General features: G+C 52.1%; 12 protein-coding genes and 1 pseudogene. 7 read left to right on the plus strand and 6 right to left on the minus strand.

Features of this window, described 5'->3' with window-relative positions:
* Positions 1-49 precede the first annotated feature (49 nt).
* Both C1752_RS30525 and recJ read left to right on the plus strand, forming a co-directional pair.
* Positions 50-229, plus strand: a pseudogene (locus C1752_RS30525) (CHAT domain-containing protein); the annotation flags it as partial.
* A 105-nt stretch (positions 230-334) separates the two neighbouring features.
* Positions 335-2,734 carry a single-stranded-DNA-specific exonuclease RecJ gene (recJ, locus tag C1752_RS08480; protein ID WP_110985629.1) on the plus strand — a complete coding sequence of 800 codons (2,400 nt, stop codon included), beginning with the start codon at positions 335-337 and terminating at the stop codon, positions 2,732-2,734.
* Between the two features lie 40 nt (positions 2,735-2,774).
* On the opposite strand, the gene C1752_RS08485 is transcribed toward recJ, so the two are convergent.
* From C1752_RS08485 to C1752_RS08495, 3 genes are all read right to left on the minus strand, one after another.
* On the minus strand, positions 2,775-3,875 hold the full coding sequence (locus C1752_RS08485) for a site-2 protease family protein (protein WP_110985630.1): 1,101 nt from the start codon (positions 3,873-3,875) through the stop codon (positions 2,775-2,777).
* Between the two features lie 174 nt (positions 3,876-4,049).
* Positions 4,050-4,499 carry a copper resistance protein gene (locus C1752_RS08490; protein WP_110985631.1) on the minus strand — a complete coding sequence of 150 codons (450 nt, stop codon included), beginning with the start codon at positions 4,497-4,499 and terminating at the stop codon, positions 4,050-4,052.
* A gap of 9 nt (positions 4,500-4,508) precedes the next feature.
* Positions 4,509-4,694 carry a hypothetical protein gene (locus tag C1752_RS08495; RefSeq protein ID WP_110985632.1) on the minus strand — a complete coding sequence of 62 codons (186 nt, stop codon included), beginning with the start codon at positions 4,692-4,694 and terminating at the stop codon, positions 4,509-4,511.
* 496 nt (positions 4,695-5,190) lie between these two features.
* On the opposite strand from C1752_RS08495, the gene C1752_RS29685 reads away from it, so the two are divergent.
* The 5 genes from C1752_RS29685 to C1752_RS08515 all read left to right on the plus strand — a co-directional run bounded on the left by C1752_RS29685 (position 5,191) and on the right by C1752_RS08515 (position 8,671).
* Positions 5,191-5,313, plus strand: a complete 123-nt coding sequence (locus C1752_RS29685; RefSeq protein ID WP_274704506.1) for a hypothetical protein — start codon at positions 5,191-5,193, stop codon at positions 5,311-5,313.
* 4 nt (positions 5,314-5,317) lie between these two features.
* Complete coding sequence (locus C1752_RS08500; RefSeq protein ID WP_110985827.1) at positions 5,318-5,956, plus strand: PAP/fibrillin family protein; 639 nt, start codon at positions 5,318-5,320, stop codon at positions 5,954-5,956.
* A 124-nt stretch (positions 5,957-6,080) separates the two neighbouring features.
* The gene (locus C1752_RS08505) at positions 6,081-7,283 is read left to right on the plus strand and encodes a MerR family transcriptional regulator (RefSeq protein WP_110985828.1); all 1,203 of its coding nucleotides are present in this window, start codon (positions 6,081-6,083) and stop codon (positions 7,281-7,283) included.
* 175 nt (positions 7,284-7,458) lie between these two features.
* Positions 7,459-7,794 carry a hypothetical protein gene (locus C1752_RS08510; protein ID WP_110985633.1) on the plus strand — a complete coding sequence of 112 codons (336 nt, stop codon included), beginning with the start codon at positions 7,459-7,461 and terminating at the stop codon, positions 7,792-7,794.
* A 202-nt stretch (positions 7,795-7,996) separates the two neighbouring features.
* Positions 7,997-8,671, plus strand: coding sequence for a class I SAM-dependent methyltransferase (locus C1752_RS08515; RefSeq protein ID WP_110985634.1), 675 nt, complete (start codon positions 7,997-7,999; stop codon positions 8,669-8,671).
* Between the two features lie 71 nt (positions 8,672-8,742).
* Here the strand turns inward: C1752_RS08515 and C1752_RS08520 are convergent, their stop codons facing one another.
* The 3 genes from C1752_RS08520 to C1752_RS08530 are packed head-to-tail and all read right to left on the minus strand — an operon-like array spanning position 8,743 to position 12,527.
* Positions 8,743-9,294, minus strand: coding sequence for a dihydrofolate reductase family protein (locus C1752_RS08520; protein WP_110985635.1), 552 nt, complete (start codon positions 9,292-9,294; stop codon positions 8,743-8,745).
* A 39-nt stretch (positions 9,295-9,333) separates the two neighbouring features.
* Positions 9,334-10,161 carry a DUF928 domain-containing protein gene (locus tag C1752_RS08525; protein ID WP_110985636.1) on the minus strand — a complete coding sequence of 276 codons (828 nt, stop codon included), beginning with the start codon at positions 10,159-10,161 and terminating at the stop codon, positions 9,334-9,336.
* Entirely contained in the window at positions 10,158-12,527 is a 2,370-nt protein-coding gene (locus tag C1752_RS08530; RefSeq protein WP_110985637.1) for a CHASE2 domain-containing protein, read from the minus strand. Before C1752_RS08530 ends, C1752_RS08525 begins: the two co-directional genes overlap by 4 nt.
* Positions 12,528-12,536: the final 9 nt, after the last annotated feature.

A 12,536-nucleotide genomic window follows, 5' to 3' on the forward strand; every position in this document is an offset into this window, starting at 1 on the left:
TTTTTGCAAAAGGATTATGAAGTCTTTAATCCTTACAGTCGGTCGGCTCGCTCTAATGACGGCGGGCGTTCCTAGCGTGATCGTGTCGCTTTGGTCCGTGCCCGATGCACCCACCGTAGAGCTGATGACGGTCTTTGATCGACAGCTCCAGTAGGGACAGAACAAAGCCCAAGCTTTGCGGCAGGCAATGTTAGCGACGCTCAAGCAACATCCAGAATCCGAAACCTAGGCCGCTTTTTATTTCATGGGAACAGTCCAGCCTAGCTGACTCAAGGTTTCTTCGTTAGCCGATTAGACATGCCAAACTTGAGAGGTAGACTAATCTTGCAGCCCAATGACCGTCTCTCAAACGCCTGCTCTAGAGTGGCAAACTGCTGCCGCGTCTCAACCACCGGATTGGCTGATCGCTGCCGTCCGTAAAGCAGCGCCAGTGTCTGGAGAGTTTGCAGCCCAACTGCTCTGGCAGCGTGGCCTTCAAGATCCGCAACAGGTGGCTGGATTCCTGGACCCGAACCAATATCAACCGGCCCCCGCCGATTCCTTCGGGCAAGAAATGCAGCAGGCCGTTGATCGCCTAGTTCAGGCCCGAGAGCAGCAGCAAAAGGTTGCCATTTGGGGAGACTTCGATGCTGATGGCGTCACCGCTACCGCCGTTCTATGGGATGGTCTCGGGCAGTTCTTTATCCAGCAAGAAACACTAACCTACACAATTCCCAATCGCCTGATTGAATCCCACGGTCTATCGCGGCGGGGTTTAGATCAGTTAGCCGCACAGAACTACGATCTGATCGTCACTTGTGACACTGGCAGCACCGATCTCGACGAAATTCACTACGCCCAACAGTTAGGGATGGATGTGATCGTCACCGATCACCACACTTTGCCAGACCAGCGCCCGCCGGTCACCGCAATTATTAATCCGCGATCGCTAGCGAGGGAGCATCCCCTGGCCCACCTGTCGGGCGTGGCTGTTGCCTACAAGCTGGTCGAGGCTATGTACCTGGCACTTCCTGATGTCCCTGAGCAGCCCCTAGAGCATTTTTTAGATTTAGTGGCAATTGGCTTAATTGCTGATTTGGTCCAGCTCTCAGGAGACTGTCGTTACCTTGCTCAGCGCGGAATTGAACAGCTTCAGCAGCAGCTTACGCGGCGCACCCGGCCAGGGGTTGCCAAGCTGCTAGAACTCTGTAAGCGATCAGGGGATCGCCCTACTGATATTTCCTTCGGAATTGGTCCTCGCATCAATGCCGTCAGTCGGATTCATGGTGATGCTAGCTTCTGCGTGGAGTTACTCACCAGTCAAGATGCAGCACGCTGTCAAGATTTAGCTGCAGAGACCGAACTCGCCAATACGCGCCGCAAGGCGCTGCAGAAAACGGTAGTGCAGCAGGTGACGGCCAAGCTGGAGCAACTAGATTTGTCTACGATGCAGGTCATTGTGCTCAGCGATCCGCAGTGGCCGTTGGGTGTGCTGGGACTGGTGGCGGGCCAGGTTGCCCAAACCTATGGTCGGCCTACGATTCTGCTGAGTACCGATGGGCTAGTTGGGGACGATATTGCTAGGGGTTCGGCTCGCTCGGTCAGCCGCATTGATCTCTATGAGCTAGTCAAAGAGCAGGCGCATCTGTTGCAAAGCTTCGGAGGACACCCCTTCGCAGCGGGCATGAGCCTTGAGGTTGAGAATATCTTGCTGTTCACTGAAGCGATTAATCAGCAGTTCCGGCAGCGATTTCAAACCCCACCCCAGCCGACAGTACAGGCCGATTTAACGATTACAGTCGCAGATCTTGAACGAGAGGGTGGACAGACTTTGTTCAAGGAACTGAAGCTTTTAGAACCCTGTGGTATGGGAAACCCGGTACCGAAGCTTTTGATTCAGAACTGCTGGTTTGAGAATGTCTGGAATCGCAATATCAAAGATCGTAGAGGAAACAAAGTTCAGTACATCAAGACAGAGTTTGAACTTTGGGATGACACCGCTGAGCGAGGCTTCCCAGGCTTATGGTGGGGGCATTATCGAGATGAGGTGCCCCAGGGAAACTGTGATGTGATCGTGGAGTTAGACTTCAACTCCTATCGCGGTAAGCAGCAGCAGTCACCCTATGAAGTCCGTCTGATTGCGGTGCGTCCTGCAGCTCAATCAGAGACTGAGAGTACAGAAACGCCACAGATTTTGGACTGGCGTCAGACTTGCCCCCTCGATTGGTCACCTGAAAGCATTGCTGTTGTCGATCAATGTCCATTGTCGTGGGACCAGTTGGGCGTTGATCTACAGCAGGCTCAAGCAGAAGGGAAGCAGGCAGCCATGTCCTATGGCCTTCCGGTGGCGATGGTCCATGAGCAACAGGCGGCTGACAGAGGAGTAGCGGCGATTGCGGGTGAGGATTCTTCTAACGTGACCTCTGCTGCTGTTACATGCTGGGAACAGTGGGTTGGCGTTGCGAAGTATCTCGTTCGAACGGGACAAGCGGTCACCTATCTACAGCTCCAGCAAAAGCTATCTCTCAGCCGCCGCACCTTAGAATTGGGGATACAAACGCTGGAGTCTTTGGGTTTTACCTTCCAAGTAGCGGAAGATCGTCTTCACGTTCAGCGGACTGAAGAAGGACCGACGGCGGATGCGAATCAAAGAATTCAAACCTTTCTACAGGCTGTCCAGGAAGAACAATTTCAGCAGCAGTATTTTCAAACAGTCCCCCTAGAAACAGTTCAGGCGACCGCCGGGTTGCCCTAGCGATCGCCTATTTTGTTCAGAACTTAAGCTTTAGAGAAAGCTATGCGGGGGCAATACCCTGCTGCAGGTGACGACGCACGGCTGCTTTTTCGAGTAAGCCGACGAGGGCACCGCTTTCTTTAACCACCGCTAGCACCTGCATTTTTTCTTGATCAAACAGCGTCACGATATCGAGCAAGGATTGACTGTCCTGAACCACCTTGGGTAGTTCTGCGGTGGGGGACAGAATTTCCTGAACCGGGACTTGAGGCCATTGAGAGGTGGGGACAGTTTTCAATTGCTCTAGATCAACCAAGCCGACTAACTGGCCCTGTTCATCAGTGACTAGAAATTCTTTGACTTTGCCCTGGAAAGGAATGGCTTGATTGGCAAGCTGACGAAGGGAGTCGTTGCGGCCAATCACAAGGTGGCCTTCTGCGACCACGTCAGCGACGGTGTACTTGCTCAGAGCCTCCTGAACTTTGGACGACTGAAGCGCGCGACCGGCGTTCTGCAACAGGAACCAGCCAATTAACAAATTCCAGAAGCTGATGGTAACGACACCGGAGATCATGGCGACGTAGGCCACAACTTGTCCGGCGCGAGCTGCAACTCGGATGCCGCGATAGCGATTGCCGGTAAACTTCCAGACTGCAGCTTTAAGGACATTACCGCCATCGAGCGGTAGGCCAGGAATCATGTTGAAGAGCGCTAGGTATAGATTGACCGTCGCTAATAGTCCGATGACGGCGGCGATTGGGCCAGAGATGGGGAGGGCGAGACCGGCGAAGTTGAGTAAGCCCCACAGTGCGATGCTGACGGCTGGACCTGCGATCGCAACTGCAAATGCTTCCAGCGGAGTCTTGGACTCTTCTTCTAAACTGGCGAGTCCCCCAAACAGAAACAGCGTAATCGACTTCACCTCAATACCCTGTTGCATGGCAACAAGACTGTGGCCTAACTCGTGGGCCAGCACCGAACCAAACAGCAATACGGCAGCACCCAGACCCAAGGCCCACGGCGCAACACCCGTTAACGCTGGGAATTGAGAAGCGAGGCCGTTGCCGTAGCTCCAGGTCACCAACAGCAGCACGAGAAACCATGATGCATTGAGGTAAAAGGGGATGCCAAACAGGCTACCCAACCGAAAATTACCGTTCATTATCAAAACTCCTGATCGTTCTAGGAGTCACAGCTGCGGGCTAAAAACCTAACGGCAATCTGAACTCCTTGCTCACAATTGTAACGAAACATGAACAACAGCCTGCTCGTACTAACCGAACTTGCGCAGGTCGGTTTCCCAATGAAGGCAGAATACTGAAAAGGGCGATCCGCCTTAATGGTGCATTTTGTGATCTTGAGCTTCGCCTTGAGGGGCAGCCTCTATTGAATGCACATGGGGCTTAACGAGACTCATTGTTTGCTGCCCCAGACTGATAAGTCCCATTGACACCAGGCCAGAGCTGAGGACGCCCATCGACACCAACCCAATCGAAACGACTCCCATTGAAATTACGCCAATGGAGATTACGCCGTGGGTCGATACACCCAGCGCAACAAAGCCGTGGGCTGAGATGCCAATGGCAACGCGCCCATGTGCCTCAATGCCAATTGAAAGCCATGGAAGCTTCTTCTGAGCCGGTGTGATTTGAGTTGTGGGTTGCACTGACAACGAGTCCTGTAGGGAAGTGGGTGTGGTGTCGCGCCTGACATGCGGTGAACCCCGAGTCGATAGGGGACTTTTTGGACGAGATTCGCTGCAGGCAAAGTACGACAGAGATGGCATGGCCTGCCTTCAGGGAAACAGACTGTACCATTGTTCGTCAAACGACAGGCTGTCGAACTGCTGCGGGTTTGACCGTTGCGAAGAGGGGACTATCCATTCAGCTTTTTGGAAGGGTCGGTTGGCAGCTTCGTTATTCTGAGACTCCAATGATGCCCCCTGATCGCCCGTTTCAATGGCGTCAATATCCTCCTGCATTATTCTGCAAGCGGTACGCTGGTCTCTTCGTTATCAACTCAGCTCTAGGGCAGTAGCTGAGATGCTTGGAGAGTTGCTATCTCGCATCAGCCAAATTCTTCATGCCTTTCGCAATCTCATCCCATTGGGTGAGAAAGAGATCATCCAACTGGAGATGCACATCATTAAAAAGCCCAGGCACTATGTAGATATAGATGTCACCCAATTATCACTGGCTTAAGTCAATGATATCTGCATTTTTGGGTAACACATATCATCACTAAAACCCTGGCCGTTGAGCTGGGGTTCTTTATTTAGCAACTTGTTCCTGTCTACACATCAGCCCATCGTTGCCTCTTATTGTGCGGGTTTTGTTGCGAAGATCGAAACAAGCACGAGCTCCAATGAGCGAGTCCTAATGCCTGAACGCCATCTGTAGCGTTTTCGAGCATCCGTGCAACGGAACCCTGTTGACGTCACGCTGCTTGGATAGCACTGATGGGGTTACGCTTGACGTATGCCAATCACCCCCCAAGCCTTTGCTCAATGCATTAAAGTGAAGCCACGGCGAAGCGCTCAACAGACGGTTCGCTATCGGCTAGGCACCACCGATGGAACGACTATCTCGCTCAGGGAGTGAACCCTTGGATCCTCGAACTGAACTGAAGCAAGAACTACACGCAAGCCTGCACAAACTGCAGCACGTCACGAGGCCAGAGGCTCCGATTACTGACCTAGAGATACCGGAAGAGGAGCATCAGTCCCTCAATTCACTCTCTCAATCTTTAGAAGAACTAGCGCCCTACCCACATCCGCTCACCAATGAAGAAGCGCTAAAGCACATAGATGGTACATGGCTGCTGCGCTATTCCAATGCCCGTGAAATTCGATCTCTATCGTCTCTGCCCGTAGGGTTGACCGTGGGTAAGGTCTACCAAATTATTGATGTAGCCTCCACTTCTTTCGAGAATAAAGCCTATGTGAAGCATCCGTTGGGCTTTATCACAGGCTACGTTCGCATTACCGCGACTTTTGAACCTAAGCCCGAGGCAGAAGGAACGGTTCGTGATCGATGTATAAACGTATATTTCAAGAAGCGCTCTCTCAATATCCAAACGTTGCTGGGGTTCAAAACTCCTAACTTAGAACCTCTCAAGGTTTTTGATGCTGAGACGCCTGAGGATAGAATCCCCAGTTTAGATATCACCTATCTCGATGAAGATCTGAGAATTGGCCGTGGCGGAGACGGCAGCTTGTTTATTTTGGTCCGGGAAGTCAGTTAAGTCGTTGCGCTCTAGTTACCGTTCTTCGATCTCACAAATTTGTAAATAGCCCTTGCACCTCACGTAACGTCAGGTTCTAGGATGAGCGCATCAACCGTATTTCTTGGGTAAAGCGGAGCTGAGCGTGTCTAAGTCTATGAAGATTGGCGAACTGGCCCAACAGGTCGGACTCTCCATTCGCACACTGCACTACTACGACGAAATTGGTCTGCTCTCCCCCTCAGATCGAACGGAGGCAGGGCATCGACTTTATCGCGATCACGATATCATCCGGCTGCAGAAAGTCATTTCGCTGCAGCAGTTAGGCTTTGCGCTCAAAGAGATCCGTGAGTGTTTGGAGAATCCTGACTTTGCGCTGCCGCAGGTGATTAATCTGCATCGGGCGCGGCTGCGAGAGCAGATGGCCTTGTCGCGGACTTTGTTGGATCGACTGGATGCGATCGCAACCCAGCTCCAAACGACCCAATCGATTGCGGTTGAGAACCTAATTCAAGCAATGGAGACGATTACTATGACGACACAATATTTCACCCCAGAACAGCAAGCCATTCTAGAGGCACGATTCGAGAAACGGGCAGTAGAGTGGCAAGATCTGCTAACCGAAATCCGAGCTGAGATGAATAGGGGCACAGAGGTCAACGATCCGAATGTGCAGCGCTTGGCTGGAGCTTGGCGCGCAAATATGGCCTCCCTGATTCATGGCGATCGCCAAATTTACGAATCGTTTGTCAAGATGTATCAGCACGAGGGATCTGAGACGGCAGGCATAGGAGCATTAGATAACGACACGTTTGAGTACATCTCGAAGGCCGTTTCTTTCCTTTCCCTCGCGGAAGACATGGATTTTGTGGTCACGTTTAAGCGCTTCAATGTAGAGGCCAATCAAGTTATTGCTGTGGGGCAACAGGCTATCCGTGAGCTGAACTTCAATTTCTTTGGCACCGAAGGCATGCTGCTCGGATTGCTGGCCGAAGGTAAGAGCGTGGCGGCTCAAGTGCTCATGGATGCGGGCGTCAGCTTTGGTACAACTCAGCAGGTGATCCAAGAATGGCTGGCATCTTCAGCGATTCTGCCTGAAGATATGCCTGAGCAATTGGGGTTTGCCCCCAGAGCCTACCGAGTGATGGAGCTAGCCCTCGAAGCCTTGAACCAAAGTGCGGCTCAACAACCTGCAGGGCCAGTCCGCGCCAATCCGGGGCACTTGCTGCTGGGCATTTTGCTCGAAGCTCAGGAAGGTGGCGGCGTCGCCAGCAAGATCCTGACAGATGTATTTGGCCTTGATCTGATTCAGCTTGAGCAGCAGCTTAGAACGGCGATGGTGCGGTAACGGCATCGAAGAAAATTTTACCAATGGCTGCCGAGGCTATCTTGATTATCCCTAGTGCAATCACCTTCGACATCATTTTTCCAAGCTAATTCAGCGACAGTACAATGAGAACCGGGAGCCTTAGAGTAGAGGTAAGCCCTGACGACCTGACCCTTGTCATCAGGAGTCCACTCATATGTTTGTGATTAGATTCGGTGGGACAGCGATGCTGTTGCTATCTTTCTGGGCTGTTCCACCTTCAGCATTTTCCACACCTGTTCAGCCTCAGTTGGGCCAGCATCGGAATCGGCACAAGCTTTACATGCAGCGTCATAATCAGCGCAGGCTGCAGCAACAGCTGAATCGGCACCGCCAGATTCGCAACAGACAGCAACAGCAAATCCGGCTTAACCTTGAGCAGCAGCGAGAACGATCGCAACAAAGGCTGCGGGTTCTAAAAAAAGAAAATCGACGGCAGTCCAAGCAAGATTTAGAACGACTGCAGAGAAGGCTGGGAACAAGTTCACCATAGACGCGCCCAGGCATTATCGACGAATAGGATAGTCTTCCTTAAATAGTGCAAATCCATAGCGTGTATTGAGACCATTCGCTTTCCTCACAACTCCCTCAAGTTTGTGTTGCAAGATTTTGTGATAAAAGCGTCCACCTCAATCGCTCTTGCAGGAAAGTAGACTTTAGATAAGTGCTGAGATTTCTCAAAGCAGGTCGTGATTATGGATCGGTCAGTTAAATTTTGGGACAAAATTGCAGAACGCTACTCAAAACAACCCATTGCTGACGAAGCGGCTTATCAGAAGAAGCTGCAGGTCACGCAGGAATACCTGCAACCGGAGATGGAGGTACTGGAGCTAGGCTGCGGTACGGGATCGACCGCCATTATCCATGCTCCTTATGTAAAGCATATTCAAGCCATTGATGTTTCATCAAAAATGCTTGCGATCGCTCAAAGCAAGGCTGATGCAAAAGATATCGGCAATATAACTTTTAAGCAAGCTGCCGTTGATGAGTTCAGTGCGCCTGATCAAACCTTCGATGCCGTGTTAGGACTTAGTCTTTTGCATTTGCTAGAAAACAAAGAAGAGGTGATCGCCAAGGTTCATCGAATGCTCAAACCAGACGGGATCTTTGTCACCAACACCGTCTGCCTGGGCGATACGATGGCGTGGTTCAAATTGATTGCACCGATTGGCAAGTTCTTCGGATTTTTCCCTTTGGTTAAAGTCTTTACGGTGAAGGATTTAGAGAATAGTTTAACTGACGCTAGCTTTTATATTGACTACCAATGGCAGCCGGATACAGCCAAGGTTGGGTTCATCGTAGCAAAGGCTGTGTTTATCGTGGCAAAGAAGGCGGAGTCTGAAATGGGAGACAGGGAAAATAGCATATAGGATCAACAGATTACCGCCAACGACCTTGATTTCAGGCCTGCACAGTCGGCAACACCAGTGCATCCTTTTTCTTAAGCATCCTTCTTGATACGGTACTTTAGCTGGGTGAACCCAAACTTGTACTGTTTTGTGTCAACACAGGACAGATGTATATCGGCACCCAACGAGCCAAATAATGGGATACCCTTGCCCAGTAGGATTGGAATGACCGTTATCGTTAATTCATCAACAAGCCCCGCTGAGAGGAACCGCTGAACCGTATTGCCACCGTCAACGTAAATATGACGGATGCCGTCACGCGATAGTCGTTCGCATAACGTATGTGGGTCTTCAGAAGAGTGCGTAACCGTGGCCGGGATTGTCTCCGGGAACAAAATTGCAGTTCTGCTCAATACGATCACTTTTGTTTGGCCGTAGGGCCACGCGCCGAATGAAAGGACTTTTTCATAAGTCTTGCGCCCCATAATCAGGAGGTCGACAGTCTGCATAAAGGATTGATAGCCGCAATCTTCACCAGCAGGCACCTTGGCTTGGGCAGCATCAAGCCAATCAAGGTCACCGTTGGTGCGTGCGATATAGCCATCGAGGCTCGTTGCAATAAAAACGGAAACTTTTGGACGCATGGGTTACCGTTTGCTGTTATCTAAGTTTGATATTGGTCCTTAATCCTGAGAACGCAGATGTTTGCCGTCATTTTTTAGCAGTAGCTCATCAGTGCAGCAGGGTAATAAAGGTTGATTCGCAATTTCATCAAGTTGGGCTTGCTTTAGTAAGTCAGCCCACGCTGTCTTCACTTGCGCATTTTTGGGGTACGTCTGACGAAGTTGAGCTAGAGTTGCGATCGCATCATGCCAAAGCCCATATTGAGCATAGATCGCGACCTTTTCTAGCTCCGTTGCCTGTCCGATAGGCTCCTTGAGGCTGCTTGCTAGGGGCACGCGATAGATGGTGCCCTGTACAAACATCGTGGGATGACGAGGCGTAGCGGCAACAGCCAAAGTCCAGGTATAGCGCTTGTCGAACGCCAGCGCAGGCATCGACTCGGGTAAGCCAATTTGGACCAACCCCTGCGAAAACGAGGAAGGGAGCGTAAAGTTTGCTCTGTGGATGTAGCGATCATGCTCATCCTGAAGAACGAATTCAACAGGAGCAGACTCTAGCTCCGGCATCATAAACCAGAGCACCGGGCGCTCCGCAGTTGTCAATCCCCAAACAAACTTTTCTTGATTGGGCCCCGTGGTTGCGGGTACCAGTGCCATTAATGGATACACGGACGGCAGGGCGCTCCCCCCGCGACTGGATCCACCTTTCTGACGCCCCTGGGGCGCTCTAGGATCTTTCGGAGGTGTCGGCAGAACCAACCGGAAGGCCGAGGAGCGATCGAGCGAAATCACGCTCTGAGCCTGTAAGCGGCTTGGCCAGGCCGCAGAACCGGCGACTAGCAGGCTGCCCGCTGCTAAACAATAAATCAAGGACTGAGTGCGTTTCATGGTTCAAGTTCCTTACGAGCAGGATAGTTTAGAGAGCGGACATAGGCAACGCTCAAGATCGTTGCGAGGCAGGCGAGTATGCTAGGAATCAAAGGTAGCCATAGGCCCTGAATCAATAAGACAGCACAGCTTCCCGTGAGCCCCCCCCATATCGCAATTCCAGCGATCGCCATTGGCTTAGAAATAGACCATCGCCAAGCCCAAGCGCCCCCAACGGCGGACCAACAGAAGACCCAAATCGCATCTCCCCAGAGAGGCCATGCCCACAGGGAAGGGCGCTGATCTAAAGCGGCACTGAGAAGCTGACTCGTCATCTGAGCCTGAATAAAGACCCCCGGAACCTTGCGACCGGTCCCATAAGGGGTTGCCCAATCATCATTACTGCTGCTGGCCGCAACGCCAATCAGAACAATCCGGTCTTTGATACGGCTGGGATCAATTTGTTCTTCCAGCACCTGGGTCAAAGTGACCTGGGGAGCAATATTCTGGGGTGATTTCAGGGCTCGGTAATTCAGCGGAATTTGAATGCCGTGCGTATCCACTGTTTGATAACCGCCCGTATGGGGTCGCAGGGTCGGCAATGTGACAGCTCCCAGTTTCAACTGATTCTGGGCGGTAAAAGTCGGCTGAATCTTCAAGTGCGAAAGATAGTGAAAGGCAAGCAAAGAGCTAAAGGCATGAGGGGTTTTGCAGGGTGACGCAGGCTCAGGGGTCAAATACAAAAGCTGCCGCCGCAGAACGCCATCTGGATCGGCAATAAAATCGCTGAACCCCATCCGGTCCATTGAAATTTCTGGTGGTGGCGCAATGCCTGTGGGATCACTGCTGGTATCTAGGTTTTTACAAACGCCCACTAAGCCTTGAGTTTCCTGAAGCTGCTTGCTCAGACGGGGCTGATCGGGGCGTACCGGAAAGTCTCGATAAACATCAAGACCGATAACGCGAGGCTGAGCGGGTGCTAGTTTTGCAAGTAGCTGGCTCAAGGTGGCATCTGAGAGGGAGCTACGGCGAGAGTCTTCTTTCTGGGCCTGAATCTCGGCCTCTGAGACGGTGATCACCAGTAGACGAGAGTCGGGGGCCTCTAGGGGACGGAGCTGAAGCAGCCGATCTAAAGCCCACAGCTCGGGAAACTGCAGCCAGCCCACCCAGCGTCCAGCAAGAACCAAGACTGTCATCAGGAGGCTGACTTGAAGCACTGAGAGGCAGGACTGACGCCGGCGCGATGGGCGCGAGCGAGAAGTGGCGGCCTGCGTTGTGGGCAAGGCAATCGGCGCATCCGCCTGCACCTGAGATGAAAGCTCTAGCCAAGTGGGGGGAACCACCGCTGGATTTTGACAAATAACAGGTAGCCAAGTGGCGCAGGGATAAGTTTGCTCTAGGCCCTGTAATCGCTCCCGTGCTTCTCGCATGGCGAGATAAAGGGCGGTGCCCTTGGCGTAGCTCTGCAGGAAATACTTCAAAAATTCTTGGGCAACGGCATCAGGCACGGGTTCGCGCATCACAATCAGCTGCGGGATCTGCAGATCAGCTAATGCTCTGCCCAGACCGAGGCCATCGCAGGAGTTCAAGATTGCGAGCTGGAGGCCTTTACCCACCGCCTTCTTCAGAGCATAGCGGAGATCCTCGATTTCTAAACGCTCTTCTGCATTGAGGCAGAGCGTGCCTGAGGTTGCACCTTGACTGCAGCTATGACCTGCGAAAAATAGAATATCCCAGCGCTGCTCCCATAGCTGTTCGTTAAGCTGATGCCGATTGGGTTCGTCTAAGAAATAAATGTGCGCGTTAGGTAGCTGCTCTAATAGGGCTTGGTCAGCGCTGACATCAATACCGTTGCTGTTGCCCAAAATCGCAAGAATACGAACGTCCCCAGGTGAATGGGACCGAAGGGGTGGATTGGCATAGGTGGGGGCCGCTAGGGCAATTTCGGTCAACGGGTAGCGCTCTAAGAGATCCCATGTATGCCAGGGTAATTTCTGGAGCTGTAGGTCGTCGGTCTGTAGGAGGATGCGGATGCGATCGCAAGGTGACAGTTGCTCTAGCAGCTTCTCTCTAATGGGCCGAAAGACGGCAACGCAAAGCCAGTCATTCATCGATCGACGAAGCACTGCCGCCGCCTGCAGACAGTCCTTTAGGCGAGAAACATTTGTAACCTGGTCAGTCACAGGCTCAATACGGGATGGTACCCCTAGCTGCCAGTAAACAGATTGCCAAGCTTGATAGTGCTGGCGCAGGTGTTCTGCAGGGGGTAGAGAGCCTGCTATTTCTGTAGAGGGACGACATCCCTCAAGGCCCACCTGCAAGGTGAGCATAAAGCCTTCCTCAAAGCTGCCCTGCTCAAATTTTAGAACAACAAATTGATCGGCCATTGCTGCCCC

The sequence above is a fragment of the Acaryochloris thomasi RCC1774 genome (genome assembly GCF_003231495.1).
Lineage (GTDB): Bacteria > Cyanobacteriota > Cyanobacteriia > Thermosynechococcales > Thermosynechococcaceae > RCC1774.

Coding starts and splice junctions, on each gene's coding strand:
- recJ (WP_110985629.1), top strand. CDS start 335: ATGACCGTCTCTCAAACGCCTGCTCTAGAGTGGCAAACTGCTGCCGCG.
- C1752_RS08485 (WP_110985630.1), bottom strand. CDS start 3,875: ATGAACGGTAATTTTCGGTTGGGTAGCCTGTTTGGCATCCCCTTTTAC.
- C1752_RS08490 (WP_110985631.1), bottom strand. CDS start 4,499: ATGCCATCTCTGTCGTACTTTGCCTGCAGCGAATCTCGTCCAAAAAGT.
- C1752_RS08495 (WP_110985632.1), bottom strand. CDS start 4,694: ATGCAGGAGGATATTGACGCCATTGAAACGGGCGATCAGGGGGCATCA.
- C1752_RS29685 (WP_274704506.1), top strand. CDS start 5,191: ATGCCAATCACCCCCCAAGCCTTTGCTCAATGCATTAAAGTGAAGCCA.
- C1752_RS08510 (WP_110985633.1), top strand. CDS start 7,459: ATGTTTGTGATTAGATTCGGTGGGACAGCGATGCTGTTGCTATCTTTC.
- C1752_RS08515 (WP_110985634.1), top strand. CDS start 7,997: ATGGATCGGTCAGTTAAATTTTGGGACAAAATTGCAGAACGCTACTCA.
- C1752_RS08520 (WP_110985635.1), bottom strand. CDS start 9,294: ATGCGTCCAAAAGTTTCCGTTTTTATTGCAACGAGCCTCGATGGCTAT.
- C1752_RS08525 (WP_110985636.1), bottom strand. CDS start 10,161: ATGAAACGCACTCAGTCCTTGATTTATTGTTTAGCAGCGGGCAGCCTG.
- C1752_RS08530 (WP_110985637.1), bottom strand. CDS start 12,527: ATGGCCGATCAATTTGTTGTTCTAAAATTTGAGCAGGGCAGCTTTGAG.